The sequence below is a fragment of the Halomicrobium sp. HM KBTZ05 genome, from assembly GCF_041530035.1.
In the GTDB taxonomy this organism is placed as follows: Archaea; Halobacteriota; Halobacteria; order Halobacteriales; family Haloarculaceae; genus Halomicrobium.
In genome coordinates, this window is sequence record NZ_CP168057.1 from 809,202 (window position 1) to 833,722 (window position 24,521).

Sequence of the window (24,521 nt, forward strand, 5' to 3'; positions counted from 1 at the left end):
GGGCGTGGCTGTCTGTGCGTCTCGAACGAAGCGTTCGTTCGAGAGCCTCGACGGGGGGACGAACGCGAGGTTCGTCCCTGTGGCTCCGTCTAGTTGGTCGCCCGGTCGTGCCTCGTCGCTGAACCGGTCGAGTCGGTGCCGTCGCCGCGTCGGGCGATCTCGTGGCCGTTCTCGGCCGGTGCGTGCTGTGCTGTGTCATCGTGGGTCGGTGTTCGACGACGTGCAGGCGGCTCGCCTGCTTTCGTTCACGAACGACGAAGCGAGACTCCCACTTAAGTTCTACGAGAACCGCGAAGAACCTATTCTACCGGAATTTTTATTGTGGGGGTGTCCCACAGCAGTAGACGAACATGGCGAATAATCATACCGATCACGAGCACCAGTCGATACTCTCCCGTCGCCGTTTCGTCAGCGGCGTCAGCCTGGCCGGCATCGCCGGCCTCGCGGGCTGTGGCGGACAGCAGGCCCAGCAGACGGCGACCGAGGCGTCCGGTGACGGCGGCGACGAGACCGACGCGGGCGACACCGACACCGAGACCGCAACGGCGGTCCAGGCCACCAGCGAGGCCCAGCGCAAGATTCAGGAGCTGGCCTACATCACGAACCAGACGCTCCCGGTGTTGCCGGTCATGGAGAAACTCGCCCAGTCGTTCCAGTCGACCGACGACTGGAACGTGCCCGGTGCCGACAGCGACGCGGTCCAGACGTACTGGCCCACAGAGTGGCTCCCGCGGGAGGGTCAGTGGACGGCGACGGACGACTCCGACGACGACCGCCTGACCTTCGCACAGTGGGCCGTCCCCCAGGACTCGCAGTACAATCCCTGGAACGGGCAAAACTACGGCGAAGCTCGCCGGCTGCTGTTCGATCGGTTCATGAAGTACAACCTCGCGACCCAGGAGTACACTGGCTACGCCATCCAGGACTGGGAAGTCGGCGAGGAGACGGTCTCGCTCACCGTCCGCGAGGGGCTGACCTGGCACAACGGCGACGCCGTCACCGCGACGGACGTGGCCAACCAGGTCAAACTCGACATCTACAACGGCGGTTCCCTGGGCAACTTCGTCGCGCCCGAGGACATGGGCGCGGTGTCGGACCGGGTCACGACGGTCGACGAGTCGACGGTCGAGATCACGCTGGCCGAACCCGCGAGCGAGACGATCCTGCTCGCGTACCTCCAGCCCAAGCGCCTCACCGCCCACGACGACTCCTACGGGGAGTTCGTCACCGCACTCGACGAGGCCGCCGACGAGGACGAGCGCGCGTCGGCGCTCAGCGACCTCACCAACGACACGACCCCCGAACCGGTCGGCTGTGGCCCCTTCCAGTTCGAGGACGCCGACAGCCAGCGCACGCTGCTGACCAAGTACGAGGACCACCCGGACGCGGACAACATCACCGTCCCCGAGGCCGAGTACCTCTACAAGCCACAGAACCAGGGGCGCTGGAACTCGCTGATCAACAACGAGACCGACGGGTCCGCGACGCTGTTCATGCCCCAGAACCGGCTGAACCAGCTGCCCGACTCGATGCAGGTCAGTCTCATCCCGCGTCACTGGGGGATGGGGCTGATGTTCAACTTCGAGGAAGAGCCCGTCGACGACGTGCGGGTCCGCAAGGCGATCGCCCACGTCGTCAACCGCGAGAACGCGGCGCTCAACTCCGGTGCGGGCACCCAGTCCAAGCTCGCGGTCACCTACCCCAGCGGACTGACCGGCGAGTTCAACGACCAGATCGAGGGCGGCTGGCTCGAGGGCGTCGCCGACGAGTTCGAGACCTACGGCCCGGGCGAGTCCCAGACCGAAGCGGCCGCGTCGCTGCTTCGCGACGCCGGCTACGAGAAACAGAACGGCACCTGGCAGAAGGACGGCGAACCCCTCGAACTGCCGATCAAGGGGCCGTCGGGCTTCTCGGACTGGGTGACCGGCGTCGAGACGATCGTCTCGAACCTCAAGGACTTCGGTATCAAGGCCGAGTCCATCATGCTCGACAACTCCACGTACTGGGGGAGTGACTACTCCAACGGCGACTTCGTCGTCGGACTGCAGGGGTGGGCCTCCTACGACCACTCGTACCCGTACTTCCACTTCGACTGGATCTTCAACAGCTGGGACGCCAAGAACGCCTGGAATCTCCCAGGCGAGTTCGAATCGCCGATCCTCCACGACGAGGAACGCGACGGCGAGACCGTCACACCCGTCGACATCGTCGACGAGCTGTCGACAGCCAACCAGTAGGAGCGCCATGAGCTACGTACTGAAACGCATCGCGCAATCGGTGCTCACCGTCTACGTGGTGATCTCGGCCAGCTTCGGACTGGTCCGACTGCTGCCGGGCGGCCCGCTCGATTACCTGCGGGCCCAGGCCGTCCAGCAGGGCGGGAGCGACCTCTCGATGTCCGAGATCAACGCTCGCATCGCGGCCCAGACCAACATCGCCGTGAACGAGCCCATGTACGTCCAGTACTACGAGTACATGGCCGCGATGTTGCAGGGCGACTTCGGCGTCTCGACGCGCTACGGCGACCCCGTGATGTCGATCATCGGGCCGGCCATCCCGTGGACGGTGTTCCTGACGGCGACGGCGCTGTTCCTGGCCTTTACCATCGGCGTCTCGCTGGGCGCGTTCATGGCCTACAGAGAGGGATCGAGATTCGACGTGGCCAGTACGGGCGTCGGGCTCGTGCTGAACTCGACGCCGGGCTACGTCCTCGCACTGCTGTTCGTCTCGTATCTGGGCTACCGCATGCAGCTGTTCCCGACGGGCGGGCGGTACGCCTCGGAGCTGACCGTCGGCTTCAACGCCTCGTTCCTGGGTAGCGTCCTCTATCACGGTGCCCTGCCGATCGCCTCGATGGCGCTGGTCGGGTTCGGCGGCTGGGCGCTGTCGATGCGGGGCAACTCGATTCGCGTGCTCGGGGAGGACTACCTCCGGGTCGCACGCCTGCGGGGCCTCTCGACCCGGCGGATCGCGATGCGCTACGTCGCTCGCAACGCCATCCTGCCGATGTACACCGGGCTGATGATCGCCATCGGCACCGTCTTCGGCGGCGCGGTCATCATCGAGAACATCTTCGCCTACCCCGGCGTCGGCTTCTACCTCATTCAGGGGATCAACGCGCGGGACTACCCGCTGATGATGGGCGGGTTCATCGTCATCACGATCGCGATGGTCATCGGCATCACCGTCGCAGATCTGACCTACGGCGTGCTCGATCCGCGAGCCAAGGGAGGTGGCTCTCGTGAGTCCTACTGATCGTCACGATGCGGACGACGTGGACGAGAGCGACTTCGCCGCCGTCGCCGACGGACTCACCGACGACCCCGACCGCTTTACCGACGAGGATCGCACGCCCGAGCGGGGTGCCATCTCGGGCCACGCACGCAACGGCCGCGTCGCGGCCGACGGGGGCTCCTCGTCAGTCTCGGAGTTCCAGCAGATGGCCGACGTGTCGATGACCGACGCCGAACGGCGGCGACAGTGGATCGACGAGAAGCTCCTCGCGCCGGCCCGGATCGTCTGGAGCGACTGGCGCGCGCGCACGGGTGTGCTCGTCGTCCTGTTTTACCTGTTCGTAGGGACGGTCGGACTCCTGCTCGTCACGGAACCGTCGCCCAACCAGGGCGGCTATCTGATCGGGGCCTTCCGGACGCTCGAGTACCCGCTGGGAACGACACAGTCCGGCGTGAGCCTCCTCTCGCAGGTGGTCCACGCCACGCCGTCGATGCTGACCATGGTCGCCTCGGGCGCGGTCTTTACGGTCTGTCTCGGGACGGTCTTCGGGACCATCGCCGGCTACAAGGGCGGCACCGCCGACCGGGTGCTGATGGTCGTCACCGACGTCATGATGACTATTCCGGGGCTCCCGCTGACGATCGTGCTGGCCTCGGCGCTCCAGATCGAGGGCAACCCGGTCGTCATCGGGATCCTCGTGACGATCAACGCCTGGGCGGGGCTGGCACGCGCCATCCGCTCGCAGGTGTTGACGCTGCGCGACGCCGAGTACGTCGAAGCCTCCCGCATCATGGGGATGGAGACTTCGGTCATCATCTCCGGGGACATCGTCCCGAACCTGATGCCCTACATCACGATGAACTTCGTCCAGCAGGCTCGTGCGGTCATCTTCGGCGTCGTCGGCCTGTACTTCCTCGGCGTCTTGCCGTACAACAGCAGCAACTGGGGCGTCATGATGAACGCCGCCGTCAACCGTGCCGGCGCGATCTCCTCGCCCGCCGCGTTCCACTGGCTGCTGGTCCCGATGGTCGCGGTCATCGGCCTCGCGCTGGGCCTGACGCTGCTGGCCCAGGGAGCCGACCGGATCTTCAATCCGCGGGTCCGTGCCCGCCACGCCGAGACCGTCGCGAGCGACGACGACGAGGGAGGGATCTGAATGCAAGGACAACGCACGCAGGGTGGCCCCGACAGCGCGGACCCGATCATCGAGGCCCGCAACGTCTGTGTCACCTACGACCTGGAGCACCGAGACGCGATGGTACTGGACGACGTGTCGATCGACCTCCGCCGGGGCGAGATCCTCGGCGTCGTCGGCGAGTCCGGCAGCGGCAAGTCGATGCTGGCAAACGCCATGATGGACGCCGTCGAGGAACCCGGGATCACGACCGGGGAGGTGACCTACCACCCCGAAGACGGCGGCGAACCGGTCGACGTTCTCGACCTCTCGGCCGAGGACCTCAAAGAGTTCCGCTGGGAGGAAGTGTCGATGGTGTTCCAGGGCGCGCTGTCGTCGTTCAACCCCACCATGTCGATCCGCGGGCACTTCGAGGAGACGCTGGCGGCCCACGACTACGACGTGGAGGCGGGGATGGACCGGGCCCGGCAGTTGCTGTCGGACCTGTATCTCGATCCCGACCGCGTGCTCGACTCGTACGCCCACGAACTCTCGGGCGGGATGAGCCAGCGGGCGCTGATCGCACTCAGCCTGATCCTCGAACCGCAGGTACTCCTGATGGACGAGCCGACGGCGGCGCTGGACTTGCTGATGCAGCGCTCGATCCTCTCCTTGCTGGCCGACATCAAGGAGAAGTACGACCTGACGATCCTTTTTATCACCCACGACCTCCCGCTGGTCGCGGGACTGGCCGACCGACTGGCGATCCTCTATGCCTTCGAACTCGCGGAGGTCGGCACCGCAACGCAGATCGCCCACGACTCGAAACACCCCTACACGCGGGCGCTGTTGCAGGCCGTGCCGAACCTCGACGCGCCGACCGACTCGATGCGACCGATCGAGGGGACCGCGCCGAACCCGGCCCACGTCCCCGAGGGCTGTCACTACGCGCCGCGGTGTCCGCTCGCGACCAGGGAGTGTCACGAGGAGACGCCGCCGTGGGTCGACGTCGAGGACGACCACCGCTCGGCCTGCTTCCACTACGACGAGGCCGAGGACGCCGTTCCGTTCGACCTCTCGGAGGTGTCCGACGCGTGAGCGACCGCGCCACGACGACGGGGACCACCCGGGACGACGACGATATCGTGATGTCGCTGGAGAACGTCTCGGTCGACTTCGAGAAAGAGCAGGGCGTCGTCGAGTCGCTGTTCGACGAGCCAGAGACCGTTCAGGCGGTCAGTGACGTGTCGATCGACATCCCCGAGAACGACGTACTCGCACTCGTCGGGGAGTCTGGGTGCGGGAAGACGACGCTGGGCAAGACGATCATCGGCGTCCAGCGCCCCACCGATGGGACCGTCTCCTACCGGGGGCAAGACGTGTGGGACGCCAAGGACGGCCGCGGGGACGTGACCGTTCCCTTCGACGACATTCGGCGCTCCCTCCAGATGATCCACCAGGATCCCGGCGCGGCGCTCAACCCCAACCGGAAGGTCCTGACGACGCTGGAAGCGCCCCTGAAGAAGTGGGACCCCGAGATGTCCACCGAGGACCGCCGGGCGCGGATCTTCGCGCTGCTGGACCGGGTGGGCATGGAGCCACCCGAAGACTACGCGCATCGGTTCCCCCACCAGCTCTCGGGGGGCGAACAGCAGCGGATCGCGCTGGTCCGTGCCCTGCTGATGAATCCGGACGTGATCCTCGCCGACGAGGCAGTCTCGGCGCTGGACGTGTCGCTGCGTGTCGAGACGATGAACCTCCTCCTGGAGCTGCAAGAACAGTTCAACACCTCGTTCGTGTTCATCAGTCACAACCTCTCGAACGCGCGCTATCTGGCACAGGAGGCTGGCGGACGCATCGGCATCATGTACCTCGGGGAGATCGTCGAGATCGGCCCGCCCGACGAGGTCCTGAACGACCCCCAGCACCCCTACACGAAGGTGCTGCGCTGGGCGACCGCCGATCTTGACCCGACTGCCCAGGAGATGACCGATCCGCCGGTCCGCTCGATCGACATCCCGGACCCGGTGAATCCGCCGTCGGGCTGTCGGTTCCACACTCGCTGTCCGGAGGCTCGGGAAGCCTGTACCACCACGGCCCCGGAACTGGGCGAGGAGGCGGCGACGGCGAACGAACGCTGTGCCGCCTGTCACCGCACCGATCCCGACCACGACTACTGGGAGAGCGAACCGCTGGACGGCGTCGAAGCCGCCGAGTCGCCGACACTGAACGACTGAGCATGGGCGCGACCACACTCGACACCCACGCGACGAACGAAAGCCCGATTATCGACGCGGCCCTACCGGAGCGTACCCACCGATGACGATCGTCCTGCGTGGCTTCTTCGTGTCGAGTGCGGTGTTGCTCGCCTTGCTCGGACTGGCGACGCCGACGATCGAACCCGGAACGGGGACGTTCGTGATCTCGGTGCTCAGCGGCGCGATGCTCGGGGCCGTCTTCCTCGGCTCGGCGGCGTGTATCTACGCCGACTGGGACCCCTTCGAGGAACTACTCGGCTGATACTGTCGACGGTCCCGCTCGGCCTATCTCTTCACAGCGGACACAGCGCGGAAACCCACCCCTTCAGGGGTGGGAGGAAGCGCGTAAACCCCACGCAACAATCCACCCACTACGACAGGACCAACTCCCCAATGCCTTTGAAGTATCCGACCTACATATGAAGCATGGAGAAGCGGCGAACTGTCCCCGTCAAACTCGACGTGGACAGTGCCGACACTGCGCTTCTCCGAGACACCATCGACGAGTTCCTCTGGGCCGCCAACTACGTGACTGACCACGCCTTCCGCGACGACTACGTCACGACCAGCAAGACCACGCTCAACAACGACACTTACGACGATGTGCGCGAACAGACGGCGTTGCACAGCAACCACGTCCAAGCCGCTCGGAACAAGGCCGCTGAAGCCTGCAAGAGTGTTGTCAAGAAGTGGAAACAGGGCGAGAAAGCGTCGAAGCCCTATTTCACCAGTCCACACCTCGTCTACGACCACCGCACTGCCACGTTCTACGACGACTACGTGAGCCTCGCCACCACGGACGGTCGGATCGAAGCTGATTACGTCCTCCCCGACGGCGATCGAGGCACGCCCCACGCAGAGTACTATTTTTCCGACGAGTACGAAACCACGGGGGCAGAGCTGCACTACACGAACGGCAACTGGATGCTCCACATCCACTGCAAGAAGGAAGTGGAGCCTGACACGTCGGAACAGGCGACCACCGAGAACGGAACGGTTCTCGGGGTTGACCTCGGCGTGAACAACCTCGCCGTCGTCTCGACCGGCTCTTTCTGGACTGGTGATGAGTTCGACCACTGGCGACGTGAGTACGAACGTCGTCGTGGTGATCTCCAATCGTGCGGGACGCGGTGGGCGCACGAGAACATCCAGTCGGTCGGTCGGAAAGAGGAGGGTCGGTTCAAGCTAACCCTCCATCGGATCAGCAACGAGTTGGTGGCTGAAGCCCGTGACCACGACTGCTCCGTAATCGCGTTTGAAGACCTGAACGGGATTCGTGACCGAACCGGAGCGTCGTGGGGACACAAATGGGCGTTCAATCGATTGTACGAGTACGTCGAGTACAAAGCCGCAGAGTATGGCATCTCCGTGGAACAGGTAGACCCGGAGAACACGTCGCGCCGGTGTTCTGAATGTGGCTTCACGCACCCGGACAACCGCGACGGTGAGGACTTCGAGTGTCAGAAGTGCGGCTACGAGAACCACGCCGACTACAACGCGGCGAAGAACATCGGTTTGCGGTATCTCCGCCGGAACCAAACTGGCTCCGGTGGAGGCGCACCCGTAGGCGTGCGCTTGAACAGCGGGACGCTGAACGCGAACGGAGAGTTTGCCCCTCCTGCCGAAGATTCGGCCAGAGCGGGAGTCCACGCTGAAAGCCCACGGCTTTAGCCGTGGGTTAGCTTACAGTAAACGATCGGCCGTTCTGGGCGGCGTCGTGGCGGTTCTGGGCGACGACGACCCGCGCTGACTGCGACACTGTTTTAATGTTCTACGCTGACGTGACAGCCAGTACAATGTCAGATGCGCTCGTCGTCGTCGAAGATATCGATCGTGATCGCCAACTGCTGGACCGCGCGCGTTCGTTCGCCGCCGGCTCGGACAGCGACCTCGTCGTCCTCTCGCTCGTGACGACCGACGAGTACGAGGAAGTCGCGGAGACGCTCGACGCCATCGGGAAGGTCGAACACACCACCTACGACGAGGGCGCGATCCTCGACGGACTCGCGAGCGACGTCTCGGACCTGGCAAAGGAGGTCCTGGGTGAGGATATCGCCTACGACGTGCGCGTCGAGGTCGCCGACGAGGACCAGGCCGACCGGATCATCGCGCTCGCCGACGAGACGGACTGCGATCACATCTTCCTGCCGGGCCGGCGTCGTTCGCCGACCGGCAAGGCGGTCTTTGGCGACCGAACACAGCGGGTCATCCTCGACTTCGGCGGCTACGTCACCGTCGCGATGGACTAACACCGCCGGCTATCCCTGCTTCACGAGAGCCCCGGCGGGATCGCCGGAACCCGCGGTGGTTCCGAGATGAACACGTACATGGCCGCAGCCGTTCTACTGCACTGGTAATGGGGACCTCAGACGAACACGACGACGAACAGCTCCGAGATGAGCTGAGCGTCTTCGGACTTTCCGATACGGAAATCGACACGTACCTCGCGTTGCTCGCGTGTGGGGAGGCCTCGACGAGCACGGTCTCCGAGACGACGGACGTGACCCAGCGGGCGGTGTACAACATCGCCGAGCGACTCGAAGGTCGGGGGCTCGTGCGGGTCAACGACCACGCCTCTCCGACGACGATTCGGGCGCTGCCGCCCGCAGAGGCGATCGAAAACCTCTCGGACCGTCTCGACTCGATCAGGCCGTCGCTGGAAGCGCGCTTCAACGAGACGACGCCGGAGACCCCGGAGATCCAGATGATCAAGTCCCGCGAGACGGCGCTCAAACGCATCGAGAGCGCGATCTCGGCGGCGAGACAGGAGCTGCTGTTGGCGGTTCCGGAACACGTCTTCCCGGAGATCGAGTCGGAGCTGCGCACCGCCGTCGACAGCGACGTGGTCGTCTTCCTCTTGATCGGTGGGATGGACGAGGTCGACGGCGACGGCAGCGAGTTCGCCGGGATCGCAGACGTGGTCCGGTACTGGGGGGAGAGCCTCCCGCTGGTCTACACGGTCGACGACGCGGCGGCGATGATCGGCGACTCCACGATCGTCTCGGGCACACACACGGACGACGTCGCCGTGACGGTCTCGGAACCCCAGCTGTCGGGCTCGATTCTCGGGATGTACTTCAGCGCCTACTGGCCAGCCGCGACGGAGCTGTACGTCACCGATCCGGACCCACTGCCCAGGAGCTACGACTGGTTCCGGCAGGCGACGCTGCACGCGACCTTACACGAACAGGCCGGCGTCGACCTGCACGCCGAAGTCGAGACGGAGTCGGGGGCGACGGTGGCCGGCCCGATCACCGAGATCAGACAGGCGTTCATCGAGCCCACGAGCAACGACTTCACGCTGGAAAACAGCTTCTTCATCGACACCGGCGACGGGATCGTCAGCGTCGGCGGCAAGGGGTCGTTCATCGAAGACTACCAGTCTCGCTCTGTCAGGCTCCGCCGGCTGGACGCCGTCGAGTAGAGCCGTCTCGATACCGCCAGCTGTCCGTCCGTGCAGTCTCCCGTGACGCTGGTCGCGAATAGCTCGCGACGGTGACAGCCGACAGTCTGGACCGACTGTGGGTTATTTCACCGCCGACCTCGACGTGTGTGGTGGCGGTGCTCCAGGTATGAGCCACACGATCGAAATCAGCGACGAACTCAAAGAGCGCATCGAGGCTCACAAGGAAGACGACGAGTCGTCCGAGGCGTTCATCGAGGAGATCGTCTCAGTGTACGAGACTGAGGGTGCGTTCCTGCAAGAAGGCTACTCGGAGTGACACTACTGGCTGTCACTGTTGCACGGCCGTCGCCACCCGGACGGCGAGACGCGGCGGACGGACGACCGGTTAACACGAGCCTACCGGTTCCGTGCCCGCTCTCGCCCCCGCTGGCCTTCGCTGGAACGAGCGAAATATAAGTTGCCACTCCTAATCTTAGCTGATGAGTAGACAGGATGCGGCCGAGACCGAGCCGGCTTCGGTCGGTGCCGAAACGTACGTCTCCGCGTCCCGACGAATCGACGTGTCCCCGCTCGCTGCCGCCGGTGCCGTCCCCGATCGGCGGCGATTCTGCTGGCTCCATCCCGAGGAGCCGGACCTGCTCGCCGTCGGCGCGACAGCCGCCGTGACGGTCGACAGCCCCGATCGATTCGAGACCGCAGACGACCGCCTGACGGAGCTTTTCGGAGCCGTCGACGGACCAGACGCCCCCGAGATCGCCGCCCCTCGCGCGGTCGGTGGGTTCGCCTTCTTCGACGGCAACACCGTGCCCGCCGACACACAGAGCCACTGGCGTGCCTTCGACGACGGCACGTTCGTCCTGCCGCGGGCCCAGATCGTCGCCGGGGAAGACGCGACCTGGCTGACGGTCACGGTTCCGGAAGACGAACGCTCCGAGCTGTCGAGCGAACTCGACGACTGGGCCGACCGCCTGGCCGACGCTGGCACCCACGACGGCACCGGGCCGGAGGCGACGGCGTTCCACTGGTCGCTGTCCCGCGAGGAGTGGGAACAGACCGTCGACGACGTGATCGGCCGCATCGAGAGCGACGGACTCGACAAGGTCGTTCTCGCACAGGAACTCACGGTCGACCTCGACGCTCCCGTTCCGGTCGCCCCAGTGCTCTCGCGCCTGCGCGAGACGTACCCGAACTGTACGACGTTTTGCTTCTCACCGACGCCGGGACGGACGTTCTTCGGAGCGACCCCCGAGACGCTGGTCGCGCTGGCGGACGGCCACGTCCAGACGGAGGCACTGGCGGGGACGACCGATCGGGGCGAGACCGCCGCCGAAGACACCGATCTGGCCGACGCGATGCTGGGCGACGAGAAGTACCAGGTCGAGAACCGCATCGTCGCAGACACGATCGCCGACGCGTTGCGTCCGGTCGCCGACGACGTGACCGTCGCCGAACCGTCGATCAAGCGCATCACGAACCTCCAGCACCTCCATCGCCCGATCACGGCCACGGTCCCGAACGAGACGAGCGTGCTCTCGCTGGCCGAGCGACTCCACCCGACGCCGGCAGTCGGCGGGTCGCCCCGACGCGCGGCCAGCGACGTGATCCGCGACGTCGAGCCGTTCGACCGGGGCTGGTACGCCTCGCCGGTCGGCTGGGTCGACGGCGACGGCGACGGCACCTTCGTCGTCGGGATCCGCGCGGGGCTGACGTGGGACGAACGGCTCGCGCTGTACGGCGGCGCGGGCATCGTCACGGGCAGCGACCCGGCGACGGAGTACGGCGAGGTGCGGTCGCGGTTCGAACCGATCCTGGACGCGCTCGAAATCGAGCTGCCGTAGGCTGGCACGCTCGGTGGCCGGCCGTCAGTTGCGGGTCGAAACGAGACCGGAGAGTGTGAGCGCCAGCCCGGTGAGCGCGCCGAGGACGCCAAAGCCGGGGCCGTCGCTCGCCGTCGGCGTCGGCTCCGTGACCGTTTCGCCCGTCGGTGACGCCGTGCTGGACGCGGTCGCCGCTGTCGCCTGTTCTGTCTCGGTCGTCGAATCGCACGCTGTCGTGCACTCGACGACCTGCCCGGTCGTTTCCGCGTACGCTTCTCCATCGATGCGGAGTGTCGCCGTGAACGTCGTTCCCGGCGACATGTCGCTCAGGTTCGCCGTGACGGTGAACGTGCCGTTCTCGTCGACGGTCGCCGTCGGCCGCGCCATGAACGGATCGCTGGCGTTCGCCGACCGGATCCTGACCGTCACTTCCGTGCCCGCTTCCAGTGACGTCGTCCCGCGGATCTGTTGGTCCGGGCCGGATTCGAGGGTCAGTGTCTCCTCGTGGGTGAACGATGCGGTCGGTGTCTCGGTGCTGTCTGTCTGTGCCGCGACGCCGCCGGTCAGTGCCGCGCCGACGAGGACGGCGACGAGGACGAGTGCGAGAGGGCGTTGGCGTGTCATCGTCGATTCCTATCTCAAAACCAATTGTAGCTATTGTGGTAATAAAAACTGTCGTTCGGTTGCCAAACCTGTGCTGGCGTCGTCGAGACCGAGACGGGTCGACGACGACTGGCGGGACGGTCGCCTAATCGCGAAGGCGCAGTCCGACCCCGAGCACCGCGAGCAGGGCGAGGATACCGCCGCCGACGATACTCGCGTTTTTCACGTTGTCCTGTGACTCCGTGGCCGGTTCCTCGTCGTCGGTGTCGCCTGCGTCGGTCTCGTCACGCTCCGACGCTCCACTGTCCTGCGTGCCAGCCGTGACGGCGACCGTTCCGATGCTCTCCGGATCGTCGATCTCGGTGCCGTCGTCGACGGCCAGGTCGTAGCTGGCGGGATCGAGTGCGTCGTCCGAGAGACTGCTCTCGCGGGTGATCGTTAGCTCGTCGTCCGCGGTCAGCGTCGGCGCGTCGCTGCCCACCGCGGCGGTGTCGAACTGGACGGTCGCGGTGCCGTCGTCGTCGGTGTCGCGGACCGTAGCGACGACCTCCCAGGTCGGTTCGCCGTCGGTGCCCTCGGTCGAGAGCGAGACCGTCGCGGCGTCTGCGTCACCGAACTGAACGTCGAACGCGGCCGTCTCGCCGTTTCGCACCGACACGATCGAACTGTTCAGTTGCACGCCGTCGCTCGCGTTCGCGTCGCCAGTCTCCGCGCTCGCCGCTCCCTCGTCGGTGTCGTCGTTCTGGATGTCGGTCATGACGGCGACCGTGCCGATGCTCTCCGGTTCGTCGATCTCGGTGCCGTCGTCGACAGCGAGGGCGTATTCTGCGGGATCGAGTGCGTCGTCCGAGAGGCTGCTCTCGCGGGTGATCGTCAGCTCGTCGTCGGCGGTCAGCGTCGGCGCGTCGCTGCCCGCCGCGGCGGTGTCGAACTGGACGGTCGCGGTGCCGTCGTCGTCAGTGTCGCGAACCGTAGCGACGATCTCCCAGGTCGGTTCGCCGTCGGGACCCTCGGTCGAGAGCGAGACCGTCGCGGTGTCTGCGTCACCGAACTGAACGTCGAACGCGGCCGTCTCGCCGTTTCGTACCGATACGAGGGTGTCGGCGAGCCGGACGCCGTTCCCGTCGCCGCTCACGTCGGTCGACGACGCCGAGCCGTCGCTCGCGTTCTGGGATTGTTTCGTGCAGGCGTCGCCACAGCTCTCGATGTGGACCGACTGGTTGGCGATGCGCTCGCCGTCGGCGTAGAGGATCGCGACGGCGTCGCTGTCGGGTTCGACGACGGACAGGTCGAACTGCACGGCGAAGCTGCCGTCGTCCTGGACGGTCGCCGAGTCTCTTCGGAGGAACGGCTGGTCGCTCTCTTCGGACCGGAGCGCGACGGAGACCTCCGTTCCGGCCGGCCGATCGAGCTGGCCGGTGACCTGCTGTCCGTAGCCGGCAGACAGCGTCAGGTTGTCGCCTTCGTAGTCGAAGGGAACGGATGGTGCGGTCGTACCGGTCGGTGCGGTCGTGGTTTCGGCGGCTGCCGCGGCGGGCGTCGCCGCGATCGCACTCCCCACGAGGAGGGCTGCGAGGAGGGTCGCGAGGCGTCTCATCGTCTCACCACCTGTTCGTGTCGGTTTGTGGGCGGGACTGTCGATTGTGGGCGGCATCGCTTTGACATGCCAGTCACGGCTACCGCCGCCACGTAAGTATCCCCGCCGAATGCTTCAACGACATTTTACGCCACCCGCGGGCGATTCGAGCGTTCGCCGTCGCAGTGCCGACGCCGTTCGGTCCAGTAGCGTTTTACTCCGGTGGGCCGACGTGCCGGGTGATGGGCAGACGACCGCGGTTCGTACTAGCGGGGGTCGGTATCGGCGTGCTCGCGGTGACGGCGCTGATCGCCGTGCTCGCCGTGACTGCGCCGACCGTCGAGACGGCCACAGCGGGCACGGGATCGACGACGCCGGTCGTCTCTGGCGAGGACCTCGACGCGATCCACGACTCCGGGATCACCGGGGACGACGTTCGCGTCGGCGTCGTCGACGTCACCGGGTTCGATCCGGGCCACGAGTCGATCGAGGGTCAGGTCGTCACTACTCGCTCGTTCGGCCGCGACCAGTCGGTCCGCAACGCGGGTCGCCACGACCACGGGACTGCGGCGGCGTCGCTGGTCGCCCGCGTGGCACCGGACGCGGAGCTGGCGCTCGCGACGTTCGACACTCCGCGGGGGTATCACCGCGCTGTCCGGTGGCTGCTCGACCGCGACGTGGACGTGATCGTCGCACCGGTCTCGTTCTACGGGACGCCCGGCGACGGCTCCGCACGGGTCGCACGGGTCGCCGAACGCGCTCGGGCCGAGAACGTGACGTTCGTCGCGCCGACCGGCAATCTCGCGCGTGGCCACTGGGACGGCGAGTACGACGATCCCAGCGACGGGAAGCTCCGCTTCAGCGGCGGTACCCGCAACTACCTGCGCAGCGACGGGGCCACGGAGCTGACGCTGTGGCTCTCCTGGGACCGCGCTCACGCCGCGGAGACGTACCGGGCGTCGCTGTACTGGACCGACGGGAACCGGACCCAGCTGATCGCCCGCTCCCAGCCCTACGAGCGTGACGGCGTCCCCAACCAGCGCCTCTCCGTCCAGCTCGAAGGCGGCGACTACTTCGTCGTCGTCCGCGGACCGTCCGACGCGACCGGCGCACACCTCGAACTCGTCTCGCCGACCCATCGGTTCCAGTACGACGATCCCGCGGGGAGCATCACGGCACCGGCGACCGCCGACGACGTACTCGCGGTCGGCGCGTACGACCTGCGGCGGGACCGACCCGAGCCGTTCTCCTCTCGAGGTCCCACCACGGACGGTCGGACCGGCGTCGACGTGGTCGCGCCCGATCGCCTGTCGGCTGCACAGCGGCCAGACGGCTTCGTCGGCTCTTCTGCCGGCGCTCCGTACGTCGGCGGACTGGCTGCCCTGCTCCTCGACGTGGATTCGGGCCGATCGCCGACGGCCGTCGAACACGCCCTCGAACGACACGCGCGCGATGTGGGCCGTGACGGCGTCGACACGCAGACCGGGCACGGACTGGTTCGCCCGGCCCCGACGGTGCGGGCCGTGGCCAACGACACCGGGTGACGCCGGTGGTCCGCGCGTTCAATCTCGTTTTAACCTTCGCGTACTGCTTAGTAGGTCGCGTCTCTATCATCGAATACGACGGCCATGTCGGGACTCATCGACCGCATTCAAGACCGGGCGACGACGACCAGCCAGCGGGCTCGCGTCCTCGAAATGACCGACGGCGACGCCGACGAGGTACTCGACGCGCTGGCGTCTGATACCGGTCGGGCGACGTTTCAGGCACTGTTCGAGGAACCCCGGACGCCCTCGGAGATCGCCGACCGGGTCGACACGTCGGTCCAGAACGTCCACTACCACCTCTCGAATCTCGAAGACGCGGAGCTGGTCGAGCCCGTCGACACGATCTATTCGGAGAAGGGCAACGAGATGACGGTGTACGGTCCGGCCAGCGACCCACTGGTGTTCGTCGGTGACGACGCTCGAACGCCGGCAGTCAGGCAGTCGGTGACCGACGTGGTCGGCGGGATCGGCGTGCTCGCCGCGGCGTCGCTGTTCGTCCAGTGGGGTGCCGAGCGACTGATGCGACGGAGCGTCCGACCGCCGAGTGCTGTCGGCCCTGCGAGCCCGGACACGACCGTCGCACCGCCGGACGGTTCGATCGCCTGGGTCGTCTTCGAGGTCGTCGAACCCGGGGTCCTCTTTTTCTTCGGGGCGCTGCTGGTCGCGACGGTCGCGCTCCTGGCCGTTCGACGCTCACCGTCTGACTGAGAGTGTCACTGTTTCAAGCTATTCGCGATACGGGGTCGCGAACGTCGTCACAGACGTACAGCCGGTAGTACGAGAATCACTCCCCGCGCCCGCCTCTGGCGAGTCCGAGCAAGAGGGCGATCCCGACGATTCCCAGCAGTCCGCCCACGGTGAGCGCGCCGATCCCACCCAGATCGACGCCGCGACTGGTCGCTGGCGTCGTCTCGTTCAGAGGTGGCGTCGACGTGGTCGCCTCGGGCGGTTCGGGCGCGTCCGTGCTCTCGCTCTGATCGAAGACGACCAGGGTCCCGATCGCGAGTCTCGTCCCGTTTTCGCCGGCACCGAGCAGCGTGAGATCGTACTCGGTGGGGTCGAGTCCGTCCGACAGCGTCGTTTCGCTGTCCGTGGTCACTCGGTCGTCGTCGTCGACCGGCGACAGGGTCGGCGCGTCTCGGCCCGCACTGACCGAGTCGAACGAGACGACTGCACGACCGTCACCGTCGCCGTCTGTCACCGTCGCGTTGAGCCGGTAGTTGGTCCGGTCGCTACCGATCGACAGCCGCACGCGCTCGCGGTCGCCGACGGCGATCGGAATCTCGACTGTCTCGCCCTGTCGGACCTGCACGACGGGCCGTGGCAGGGCCGGTTCGTCGGTGGAAAACGCCGTCGGCGTGTCGCTGCTTCTCGGCGTGGCCGTACAGTCGCTCGTACAGGGGACGATCTGCCCGCTCTGCCTGCTGATCACGGTCGCGTTGTACACCACGGCCGCCTCGAATGCGGTGTCTGGGGGGAGGTCGCTGAGGTCGCCGGTCGCCGTGAACGTGCCGTCGTCGGCGACCGTCGCCTCCAGGCGCTTGAGGAACGGCGAGGCGCTGCTCGCCGACTCGATCCGGACGGTCAGCCGCGTTCCCGGTGGGAGCGTCGTCTCGCCGCTGATCTGCTCGCCCGGTGCGGCTTCGACCGTCAGTTCCTCGCCCTCGTAGTCGATCGTCGCGGTCGGTGTCGTCTGTGCCCCGATCGCAACGCACGGGACGACGAGGAGGAGCGCGACGATTGCGGGGACCGTTTGCTGTCTCATGGGTCGTCGTGGTTGCGCGTGTCCCTAAGCGGTCCCGGTAGCTTAAACCTGATTTGAACTGCGCCGCTGGCTGAGTCACAACAGTTTATCTCCGGGCGACCCAGCGACCGGTATGGACGAGACGCTGCTGGGGGTCGACGTCGGCGGCACCTTCACGGACGTGGTGGTCGTCGCCGACGGACGGCTGACGACGGCGAAAGTACCCACGACGGCAGACCAGAGCGAGGGCGTGCTCGACGGCGTCGAACGCGCCTGCGACCGGGCCGGTGTCGGAGCGACCGCTGTCGACCGCTTTCGCCACGCCACGACCGTCGCGGTCAACGCCATGCTCGAACGGTCGGGCGCGAGGACGGCACTGGTCACGACCGAGGGCTTCGCCGACGTGCTCGCGATCGGCCGACAGGACCGTCCCAGTCTCTACGATCTGGACGCGCGCGGACCGACGCCGCTCGTCCCCGCGGCGCGACGGTACGAACTCGACGAGCGTGCGACGACCGACGGCATCGAGCGGTCGGTCGATCCCGACGAGGTGCGGGCGCTGGCCACAGAGATCGACGCCGACGCGGTCGCGGTCGCCTTCCTCCACGCGTACGCTCACCCGGAGAACGAGCGGCGTGCGGCGGCGATCCTCCGGTCCGAACTCGACGTGCCCGTCTCGGCCAGCCACGAGGTGCTGTCCGAGTTCCGCGAGTACGAACGCACGGCCACGACCGTCGCCGACGCCGTCCTCACGCCGGTCGTCGACGACTACCTCGACCGGCTGGCCGACCGGGCGACCGACCGCGGACTCCCGGCACCACGGGTCATGCAGGCAAACGGCGGCATCGCCGATCCGGCCACGGTCCGCGAGCGAGCGGTGACGACCGTCATGTCCGGTCCCGCTGCCGGCGTCGTCGGTGCCGCCGCCTTCGAGCCCGACGACGCCGACGGCGTGATCACGTTCGACATGGGCGGGACCTCCAGCGACGTGTCGCTGGTCCGGGACGGCTCGGTCGAGCGGACGACGGAGGCGGCCGTCGGCGGTCACCCGATCCGGATTCCGATGGTCGACGTCGAGACCGTGGGCGCGGGCGGGGGATCGATCGCCAGCGTCGACGCCGGGGGTGCGCTCCGCGTCGGCCCGGCGTCGGCCGGTGCCGACCCCGGTCCGGCCTGCTACGGTCGGGGCGGGACCGAACCGACGGTGACCGACGCCGCGCTCGTGCTTGGGTATCTCGGCCCCGACACGACGCTCGGTGCCGACCTCGGTCTCGACGCCGACGCCGCGGTGGCCGCGCTGGACGACCTCGCGACGGCGGCGGATCTCGACGGCCCGGTCGACGCGGCGCGGGGAGTCTTCCGGGTCGCCAACGCGACGATGACGCGAGCGATCCGCGGCGTGACGACCGAGCGCGGGCACGACCCTCGGCGGTTCGCGCTGGCCGCTTTCGGCGGTGCCGGGCCGATGCACGCCGCCCCGCTGGCCGATCGCCTCGGCGTCGATCGGGTGGTGGTCCCGCGAGCCAGCGGCGTCCTCTCGGCGTTCGGGCTGCTGGCGGCGGCCGAGCACCACGACGCGGTCAGGACCCACCGGACGACGCTCGGCGACGCGACGCGGGCGACGATCGAGGACCTCTACGAGGACCTCCGTGACCGCGTCCGTGCGGACGTGAGCGACCCCGGCGCGGCGACGTATCGACGACAGGCGGACCTCCGCTACGTCGGCCAGAGCCACGAACTCACCGTCGACGTGAGCGAGCCGTTCCGCCCTGCCGATCTGCGAGAGCGGTTCCACGCGGCCCACGAGCGAGCGCGGGACTACCGGCTCGACGACGAGCCCGTCGAGCTGGTCAACTGCCGCGTCACGGCGACGATCGAGGGGACGGCTCCGGAGCGATCCTTCGAAGGCAGCGGCGAGCCTCGGGTCGGGACTCGCGAGGCGGTCTTCGACGACGGGCGTCGTGAGACGCCGATCTACGACTGGCCGGCACTGGTGCCCGAGCGGGCGATCGACGGCCCCGCGATCGTCGAGGGCGGCGAGAGCACCGTCGTCTGCCCGCCGGGGTGGACGCTCGTCGTCGACGACGAGGGGACGATCCGTCTGGAGGGGTCGGCGTGACCGACGACGCCGTCGACGCGGTCGAACTCGAAATCCTCCGGAACCAACTGGAGAGCGTCGCCGAGGAGATGGGCGAGGTGCTGATCCGGGGTGCCTACTCGCCCAACATCACCGAACGTCGGGACTGCTCGACCGCGCTGTTCGACGCCGACGGGCGGCTGGTCGCACAGGCCGAACACATCCCGGTCCACCTCGGGGCGATGCCCCGTGCCGTCGACGCGATCCGGGACCGGAATCCACGGCCCGGCGACGTGTTCGCGCTCAACGATCCCTTCGCCGGTGGCACCCACCTCCCGGACGTGACCTTCGTCTCGCCGATCGGGGCGGCAGCAGGCGGCGGTCGGTCCCGGTCCGGCGACCGGCCCACCGGAGACGACGAGATCGTCGCGTACGCCGTCTCGCGGGCACACCACGCCGACGTGGGCGGGATGGCTCCCGGAAGCCTGCCCGCCGGGGCACGAGAGATCCAGCAGGAGGGGCTGCGCGTGCCGCCGGTCCGGATCGTCGCCGACGGGACGGTGGTCTCAGACGTGTTAGAGCTGGTGCTGGCGAACGTCCGCAACCCGGCCCAGCGCCGGGCCGACGTGCAGGCCCAACTGGCCGCCAACGAGCGCGGAGCCCGTCGGATCGGAGAGTTGCTCGACGACCACGGCGAGGAGCTGCTCGCGGCCTTCGACGCCGTCGTCGACTACTCGCGAGCGCGGATGGAGCGCGAGCTGTCGGCTCTCGAACCGGGCACCTACGAGGCCTCGGGGACGATCGAGGGCGACGGCGTGACCGACACGGCGGTGCCGATCGAGGTTACCGTGACCGTCGAGGACGGCGCGGTGACGGTCGACTTCGCGGGGACCGCCCCGCAGGTCGCGGGCAACGTGAACGCGCCGCTCGCCGTCGCCGAGAGTGCCGTCTACTACGTCATACGGTGTATTACAGATCCGGAGATCCCGCCGAACCAGGGCTGTTACGACCCCGTCACGGTCGCGGCACCCGAGGGATCGCTGCTGAACCCCACGCCGCCCGCGGCGGTCGTCGGCGGCAACGTCGAGACGAGCCAGCGGGTCACCGAGGTCGTCTTCGACGCGCTCGCGGCGGCCGCACCCGACCGCGTCCCGGCAGAGAGCCAGGGGACGATGAACAATCTCGTCGTCGGGGGACCGGAGTTCACCTACTACGAGACCATCGGCGGCGGCGCGGGCGCGACGCCGAACCGGGACGGTGCCTCCGGCGTCCAGGTGGGGATGACGAACACGCGAAACACGCCCGTCGAGGCGCTGGAGGCGGCGTACCCGTTGCGGGTCGCCGAGTACTCGCTGCGCTCGGACACGGGCGGTCCCGGCCGCTATCGGGGCGGTGACGGACTCGTCCGGGAGATCGTCGTCGAGACCGACGCCACCGTCTCGCTGCTGACCGATCGCCGCCAGACGCCGCCAGCGGGCCGAGCCGGGGGGACAGACGGGACCGTCGGCGAGAACTTCGTCGACGGCGAGGCTGTGGCCTCGAAGCTCACCCGCGCGGTCGAGGCCGGCACCACCGTCAGAGTCGAGACGCCGGGCGGTGGCGGCTACGGCGAGCCCGACGACGCCTGACGCGTGTCCCCCTCGGCTGTCTCTCGGGACCGCCTCTCCGTGGCACATCGCCGCGGGCGGTTCGTGACCGTCCGCTTTCGGTCGGCGATCTCGACACTGTAATTTTACATACAGCCCCCTCGAACGTGGGGTCGATGACTGTCGACCGCATCGGACCAGTGCTCGTCGTCGTGTTGGGTGTCCTCGCGATCTCGGCCGCCGCAGCGGGGCTCGACAACCCCGAGACGGCCACGGCGGTCGGGACTGGCGAGGGCGAGGGAGAAGGAGCGGGTTCCTCGGACGGTCCCGGCTACACCGCCGAGGCGATGGCCGATACGGTCGCTCCGAACGCCTCGTCTCCGTTCGGCAACTGGGTCAGCCCCGTGTTGCAGTTCCTGCTCGTCGGTGGTACCGTCGCGTACCTGACGTGGGTCGGGTACCGACTGTGGCGAGAGGGGGCCAGCGCGGTGCCCGAACTACTCAAACACGCCGTCACCACCATCGTCCCCGCCGGTGTCGCCTGGCTCGTGCTGTTCGGTTCTCAGGTGTTCACGCTCTCCTGGGGCGAGCCCGAAACCGACCGCTCGACCTCCGGATCGCCAGAGCACGTCGAAGGTGGTGGCTCCGCCAGCGCCGTCGCCGCCGACACGGCGACCGACGCGCTCCCGCTGGTCGCGCTCGTGATCGGTGCGGTCGTCCTCGTCGCCGGTCTCGTCGTGCTCGCGTCGCGGCTGACGCCAGACGCCGACGGGTCGACAGGATCGGTCGCCGACGCTCCCGACCCGTCCCGCGAGCCGGACACCGTCGCGGCCTCACGCGCGAGCGGCCGGTTCGAAGACGCCGACGCCGAGGCGACCAACGCGGTCTATCGGGCCTGGCGAGAGCTGGCAAGCGAGGTCGAGGACGCCGACCGCCGGACCCAGACGCCCGCAGAGATCGCCGCCAGCGCACGGGCGGCGGGCTTCGATCCTGACGCCGTAGCGACTCTGACCGACCGCTTCCGCGAAGTCCGGTACGGCCAGCGCCCGCCGACCAGCGAGCGCGAGACGAGCGCGCGGTCCGCGCTGGATCGGCTCCGATCGGAGGGCGACCGATGAACCGCCGCAGGCTCCTGTTGGCAGTCGCGACGGGTGCCGCCGTCGTCGGCCTCGTGCTCGCGTTCGCTCCCGACGCCGTCGCCGTCGCTTCGCTGCCGTCGCTGCTCCCGACGGTGCTCGCCGGCCTCGCGGTCCTCGCGGGGCTGTCCCGCGCCTACCAGTGGTTCGGGCGGGACCCAGACGCCGGCTGGCTCCCCGAGCCGGAGCGTGGCCGGCCCGCGGCCGTCCCGGGCGACGAGTTCGACGCCTTGCTCTCGCAGGCCCCCTCGTTCGGCGTCTCCGGTGGGGACCAGCGGGCGCTCGCGGTCCGGAGCGACCTCGAAGACGCGGCGCTGTCGGTGCTGACACAGTACCGCGGGCTCTCCGAGGCGGAAGCGCGCCGCCGCCTCGACGAGGGCACCTGGACCGACGACGAGCTGGCGGCGGAGTTCTTCGCGTCCGCCAGCGGTGCCGGCTCGTCGTTCCGCGAGTCCGTCACCGGCACGTTCTGGGGGTCGGGGCCGTTCCCGCGACGCGCCGGCCGCGTGGCCGCGGAGCTCGATCGCATCGTCGAGGACGGTGGTGAGGCCTGATGTCGTTCAGCTCGATTCCGGCCGCGGCCACCCGCGCTGCCGGCGCGACCGACGAAGCTGCCGAGTTCGAGATCGAACCGGGGACGGTCGTCGACCGCCGGACGAGGCGGTGGTACGGCGTTACCGTCTTCGCGCTCCTGGCGCTCGGAGTAGGCGTCCTGACCCGCGAGCCCGGCCTCCTGCTGACCAGTGCCTTCGGGATCGCCTTCGCGGGCTACGGGCAGTTCACCTCGCCGCCGCCGGTCGAGGTGAGCGTCGAGCGCTCGATCAGCGACGACGCTCCCGACACCGACGACACCGTCGCGGTGACCGTGACGGTGCGCAACGAGAGCGACCGGACGATGCCGGACCTGCGCCTCGTCGACGGCGTCCCGCCGAAGATGACCGTCGTCGAGGGGTCGCCCCGCGTCGCGACCGCGCTCCGACCGGGCCAGGAGACGACGTTCTCTTACTCGCTGCGGGCTCGGCGAGGCCGCCACGAGTTCGAGCCGACGACGGTCCTCGCTCGGGACGCGTCCGGGGCCACGGAGCGACGCGGCACGGTCGACGCGCCAGACACCGTCGGCTGCGAGGCGTCGCTGCCGAGCCAGAGCGTCGCCTTTCCGCTGCGATCACAGACCACCCGTCACACGGGCCGATTCCCGGCAGACACTGGCGGGCCCGGCGTGGAGTTCTACGCGACTCGCGAGTACCGTCCGGGCGACCCGCTGAACCGGGTCGACTGGAACCGCACCGCCCGAACCGGGGACCTCACGACCGTCCAGTACCGGGTCGAACGCAGCGTCTCGGTCGTGCTGGTCGTCGACGCTCGACAGGCGGCGTACGCCGCCCCAGCACCACAGGGTCGGACGGCGCTCGACGCGGCCGTCGACGCGGCGGGCCACGCCTACGTCTCGCTGACCGACGCGGGCCACGACGTGGGGCTGACGGCGCTGTCGCCGACGGACTGCTGGCTCTCGCCGGGCAACGGGGACGAACACCGCGTTCGAGCACGCGAGTTCCTCTCGACGGAGCCGGCGCTCTCGCCGTCTGGGCCCGACGCGGAGACCACCCTCTACGCCGCGGTCCAGCGGATCAGGCGTCGCGCGCCCACGGACGCCCAGATCGTCGTGTTCTCGCCGCTGACCGACGATCACGTGGCCGGCGCTGCGATCCGGCTCGACGCCAACGGCCACCGGACGACGGTGATCTCGCCGGACCCGACGACCGACGACTCCGCCGGGCACCGACTGGCCGGAGTCAGGCGGTCGCTGCGTCTCGCGGACCTCCGTCAGCGCGACATTCCGGTCGTCGACTGGGACGGGACGGAACCGTTCCCGCACGCGCTCGCCCGCTGGGACGGGGGGTCGCGATGAGCACCCGCGCCACCGACGCCGACTCGCTCGACACCCGGCCGGGCACGGCCTCGGTCGCGGTCGCCGTCGCCGCCGGGCTCGTGACTGTACTGGTCAGCGCGACGACGCTGCTTGCCGGTGCCGTCGGTCTGTGCGGACTCGTCGTGGTCTCGTTCGGCGTACGCCGGGGGTCGCGACTGCTCCACCGGATCGGCTCCGCGGGGCTGTTCGGGGCCGTCCTGCTGGCCGGCGTCGCAGGGACCGATCCGGTCCCGATGCTGGTCGCTGCGGGGGCGGCGGTCGTCGCGTGGGACGCGGGTGAGCACGGCATCGGCCTCGGTCGGCAACTCGGACACGCGGCGGTCTCGACGCGGGCCCAGCTCGCACACGTGGGTGTGACGGTCGCCGTCGGCTCCGTGGTCGCGGTCGTCGGCTACGTCGTCTACGACGCCGCGAGCACCGGCCAGCCCACGACCGCGATCGCCCTGTTGCTCGGTGCGGCGCTGCTGTTTACCTACGCCCTCGATCGGTGACG

General features: G+C 68.2%; 22 protein-coding genes. 19 read left to right on the forward strand and 3 right to left on the reverse strand.

The genetic code is table 11. The features are described from left to right. Positions 1 to 350 precede the first annotated feature (350 nt). The 11 genes from ACAH01_RS04235 to ACAH01_RS04285 all read left to right on the forward strand — a co-directional run bounded on the left by ACAH01_RS04235 (position 351) and on the right by ACAH01_RS04285 (position 11,850). On the forward strand, positions 351 to 2,237 hold the full coding sequence (locus tag ACAH01_RS04235; RefSeq protein ID WP_372480348.1) for an ABC transporter substrate-binding protein: 1,887 nt from the start codon (positions 351 to 353) through the stop codon (positions 2,235 to 2,237). Positions 2,238 to 2,244: 7 nt separating this feature from the next. Then, a complete protein-coding gene (locus tag ACAH01_RS04240) occupies positions 2,245 to 3,255 on the forward strand; it encodes an ABC transporter permease (protein WP_170095223.1) in 1,011 nt (336 codons plus the stop codon). Next, positions 3,242 to 4,390 (forward strand): ABC transporter permease, encoded by a 1,149-nt coding sequence (locus ACAH01_RS04245; RefSeq protein ID WP_372480349.1) that lies wholly within the window; start codon positions 3,242 to 3,244, stop codon positions 4,388 to 4,390. The genes ACAH01_RS04240 and ACAH01_RS04245 overlap by 14 nt, the downstream gene beginning before the upstream one ends. Then, positions 4,391 to 5,446: an ABC transporter ATP-binding protein gene (locus ACAH01_RS04250; RefSeq protein ID WP_372480350.1), complete on the forward strand. Its 1,056-nt coding sequence runs from the start codon at positions 4,391 to 4,393 to the stop codon at positions 5,444 to 5,446. Then, positions 5,443 to 6,585: an ABC transporter ATP-binding protein gene (locus ACAH01_RS04255; protein ID WP_372480351.1), complete on the forward strand. Its 1,143-nt coding sequence runs from the start codon at positions 5,443 to 5,445 to the stop codon at positions 6,583 to 6,585. Before ACAH01_RS04250 ends, ACAH01_RS04255 begins: the two co-directional genes overlap by 4 nt. An 82-nt stretch (positions 6,586 to 6,667) precedes the next feature. Then, positions 6,668 to 6,868: a hypothetical protein gene (locus ACAH01_RS04260; protein WP_012807589.1), complete on the forward strand. Its 201-nt coding sequence runs from the start codon at positions 6,668 to 6,670 to the stop codon at positions 6,866 to 6,868. Between the two features lie 164 nt (positions 6,869 to 7,032). Further along, positions 7,033 to 8,277, forward strand: a complete 1,245-nt coding sequence (locus tag ACAH01_RS04265; RefSeq protein WP_372480352.1) for an RNA-guided endonuclease InsQ/TnpB family protein — start codon at positions 7,033 to 7,035, stop codon at positions 8,275 to 8,277. A gap of 125 nt (positions 8,278 to 8,402) precedes the next feature. Next, positions 8,403 to 8,855: a universal stress protein gene (locus tag ACAH01_RS04270; RefSeq protein ID WP_372480353.1), complete on the forward strand. Its 453-nt coding sequence runs from the start codon at positions 8,403 to 8,405 to the stop codon at positions 8,853 to 8,855. A gap of 107 nt (positions 8,856 to 8,962) precedes the next feature. After that, the gene (locus ACAH01_RS04275) at positions 8,963 to 10,030 is read left to right on the forward strand and encodes a TrmB family transcriptional regulator (RefSeq protein ID WP_372480354.1); all 1,068 of its coding nucleotides are present in this window, start codon (positions 8,963 to 8,965) and stop codon (positions 10,028 to 10,030) included. 148 nt (positions 10,031 to 10,178) lie between these two features. Continuing rightward, positions 10,179 to 10,328, forward strand: coding sequence for a hypothetical protein (locus tag ACAH01_RS04280; protein WP_372480355.1), 150 nt, complete (start codon positions 10,179 to 10,181; stop codon positions 10,326 to 10,328). A gap of 163 nt (positions 10,329 to 10,491) precedes the next feature. After that, positions 10,492 to 11,850 (forward strand): isochorismate synthase MenF, encoded by a 1,359-nt coding sequence (locus ACAH01_RS04285; RefSeq protein WP_372480356.1) that lies wholly within the window; start codon positions 10,492 to 10,494, stop codon positions 11,848 to 11,850. 24 nt (positions 11,851 to 11,874) lie between these two features. Here ACAH01_RS04285 and ACAH01_RS04290 read toward each other — a convergent pair whose 3' ends face one another. Both ACAH01_RS04290 and ACAH01_RS04295 read right to left on the reverse strand, forming a co-directional pair. Continuing rightward, positions 11,875 to 12,453, reverse strand: coding sequence for a BGTF surface domain-containing protein (locus ACAH01_RS04290; RefSeq protein ID WP_372480357.1), 579 nt, complete (start codon positions 12,451 to 12,453; stop codon positions 11,875 to 11,877). Between the two features lie 124 nt (positions 12,454 to 12,577). Then, entirely contained in the window at positions 12,578 to 14,029 is a 1,452-nt protein-coding gene (locus tag ACAH01_RS04295; RefSeq protein ID WP_372480358.1) for a BGTF surface domain-containing protein, read from the reverse strand. 221 nt (positions 14,030 to 14,250) lie between these two features. Here ACAH01_RS04295 and ACAH01_RS04300 point away from each other — a divergent pair, with 221 nt between their 5' ends. Together ACAH01_RS04300 and ACAH01_RS04305 are read left to right on the forward strand one after the other, a co-directional pair. Beyond that, positions 14,251 to 15,552: a S8 family serine peptidase gene (locus ACAH01_RS04300; RefSeq protein WP_372480359.1), complete on the forward strand. Its 1,302-nt coding sequence runs from the start codon at positions 14,251 to 14,253 to the stop codon at positions 15,550 to 15,552. A gap of 84 nt (positions 15,553 to 15,636) precedes the next feature. Next, positions 15,637 to 16,263, forward strand: a complete 627-nt coding sequence (locus tag ACAH01_RS04305; protein WP_372480360.1) for an ArsR/SmtB family transcription factor — start codon at positions 15,637 to 15,639, stop codon at positions 16,261 to 16,263. Between the two features lie 76 nt (positions 16,264 to 16,339). Here the strand turns inward: ACAH01_RS04305 and ACAH01_RS04310 are convergent, their stop codons facing one another. Further along, positions 16,340 to 17,320 (reverse strand): BGTF surface domain-containing protein, encoded by a 981-nt coding sequence (locus ACAH01_RS04310; protein WP_372480361.1) that lies wholly within the window; start codon positions 17,318 to 17,320, stop codon positions 16,340 to 16,342. 112 nt (positions 17,321 to 17,432) lie between these two features. Here ACAH01_RS04310 and ACAH01_RS04315 point away from each other — a divergent pair, with 112 nt between their 5' ends. From ACAH01_RS04315 to ACAH01_RS04340, 6 genes are all read left to right on the forward strand, one after another. Continuing rightward, entirely contained in the window at positions 17,433 to 19,418 is a 1,986-nt protein-coding gene (locus tag ACAH01_RS04315; RefSeq protein WP_372480362.1) for a hydantoinase/oxoprolinase family protein, read from the forward strand. Then, positions 19,415 to 21,004 carry a hydantoinase B/oxoprolinase family protein gene (locus ACAH01_RS04320; RefSeq protein WP_372480363.1) on the forward strand — a complete coding sequence of 530 codons (1,590 nt, stop codon included), beginning with the start codon at positions 19,415 to 19,417 and terminating at the stop codon, positions 21,002 to 21,004. Before ACAH01_RS04315 ends, ACAH01_RS04320 begins: the two co-directional genes overlap by 4 nt. A 134-nt stretch (positions 21,005 to 21,138) precedes the next feature. After that, on the forward strand, positions 21,139 to 22,080 hold the full coding sequence (locus ACAH01_RS04325) for a DUF4129 domain-containing protein (RefSeq protein WP_372480364.1): 942 nt from the start codon (positions 21,139 to 21,141) through the stop codon (positions 22,078 to 22,080). After that, complete coding sequence (locus ACAH01_RS04330; RefSeq protein WP_372480365.1) at positions 22,077 to 22,652, forward strand: hypothetical protein; 576 nt, start codon at positions 22,077 to 22,079, stop codon at positions 22,650 to 22,652. Before ACAH01_RS04325 ends, ACAH01_RS04330 begins: the two co-directional genes overlap by 4 nt. Beyond that, positions 22,652 to 24,007 carry a DUF58 domain-containing protein gene (locus ACAH01_RS04335; RefSeq protein ID WP_372480366.1) on the forward strand — a complete coding sequence of 452 codons (1,356 nt, stop codon included), beginning with the start codon at positions 22,652 to 22,654 and terminating at the stop codon, positions 24,005 to 24,007. The genes ACAH01_RS04330 and ACAH01_RS04335 overlap by 1 nt, the downstream gene beginning before the upstream one ends. Continuing rightward, positions 24,004 to 24,519, forward strand: coding sequence for a hypothetical protein (locus tag ACAH01_RS04340; protein ID WP_372480367.1), 516 nt, complete (start codon positions 24,004 to 24,006; stop codon positions 24,517 to 24,519). Before ACAH01_RS04335 ends, ACAH01_RS04340 begins: the two co-directional genes overlap by 4 nt. Positions 24,520 to 24,521: the final 2 nt, after the last annotated feature.

What these genes read in the sequence shown, in the direction of transcription:
- ACAH01_RS04270 (WP_372480353.1), top strand. Translation starts at nt 8,403, where the DNA reads ATGTCAGATGCGCTCGTCGTCGTCGAAGATATCGATCGTGATCGCCAA.
- ACAH01_RS04300 (WP_372480359.1), top strand. Translation starts at nt 14,251, where the DNA reads ATGGGCAGACGACCGCGGTTCGTACTAGCGGGGGTCGGTATCGGCGTG.
- ACAH01_RS04315 (WP_372480362.1), top strand. Translation starts at nt 17,433, where the DNA reads ATGGACGAGACGCTGCTGGGGGTCGACGTCGGCGGCACCTTCACGGAC.
- ACAH01_RS04260 (WP_012807589.1), top strand. Translation starts at nt 6,668, where the DNA reads ATGACGATCGTCCTGCGTGGCTTCTTCGTGTCGAGTGCGGTGTTGCTC.
- ACAH01_RS04330 (WP_372480365.1), top strand. Translation starts at nt 22,077, where the DNA reads ATGAACCGCCGCAGGCTCCTGTTGGCAGTCGCGACGGGTGCCGCCGTC.
- ACAH01_RS04325 (WP_372480364.1), top strand. Translation starts at nt 21,139, where the DNA reads ATGACTGTCGACCGCATCGGACCAGTGCTCGTCGTCGTGTTGGGTGTC.
- ACAH01_RS04290 (WP_372480357.1), bottom strand. Translation starts at nt 12,453, where the DNA reads ATGACACGCCAACGCCCTCTCGCACTCGTCCTCGTCGCCGTCCTCGTC.
- ACAH01_RS04285 (WP_372480356.1), top strand. Translation starts at nt 10,492, where the DNA reads ATGAGTAGACAGGATGCGGCCGAGACCGAGCCGGCTTCGGTCGGTGCC.
- ACAH01_RS04305 (WP_372480360.1), top strand. Translation starts at nt 15,637, where the DNA reads ATGTCGGGACTCATCGACCGCATTCAAGACCGGGCGACGACGACCAGC.
- ACAH01_RS04310 (WP_372480361.1), bottom strand. Translation starts at nt 17,320, where the DNA reads ATGAGACAGCAAACGGTCCCCGCAATCGTCGCGCTCCTCCTCGTCGTC.
- ACAH01_RS04335 (WP_372480366.1), top strand. Translation starts at nt 22,652, where the DNA reads ATGTCGTTCAGCTCGATTCCGGCCGCGGCCACCCGCGCTGCCGGCGCG.
- ACAH01_RS04295 (WP_372480358.1), bottom strand. Translation starts at nt 14,029, where the DNA reads ATGAGACGCCTCGCGACCCTCCTCGCAGCCCTCCTCGTGGGGAGTGCG.
- ACAH01_RS04340 (WP_372480367.1), top strand. Translation starts at nt 24,004, where the DNA reads ATGAGCACCCGCGCCACCGACGCCGACTCGCTCGACACCCGGCCGGGC.
- ACAH01_RS04280 (WP_372480355.1), top strand. Translation starts at nt 10,179, where the DNA reads ATGAGCCACACGATCGAAATCAGCGACGAACTCAAAGAGCGCATCGAG.
- ACAH01_RS04250 (WP_372480350.1), top strand. Translation starts at nt 4,391, where the DNA reads ATGCAAGGACAACGCACGCAGGGTGGCCCCGACAGCGCGGACCCGATC.
- ACAH01_RS04235 (WP_372480348.1), top strand. Translation starts at nt 351, where the DNA reads ATGGCGAATAATCATACCGATCACGAGCACCAGTCGATACTCTCCCGT.
- ACAH01_RS04265 (WP_372480352.1), top strand. Translation starts at nt 7,033, where the DNA reads ATGGAGAAGCGGCGAACTGTCCCCGTCAAACTCGACGTGGACAGTGCC.
- ACAH01_RS04240 (WP_170095223.1), top strand. Translation starts at nt 2,245, where the DNA reads ATGAGCTACGTACTGAAACGCATCGCGCAATCGGTGCTCACCGTCTAC.
- ACAH01_RS04275 (WP_372480354.1), top strand. Translation starts at nt 8,963, where the DNA reads ATGGGGACCTCAGACGAACACGACGACGAACAGCTCCGAGATGAGCTG.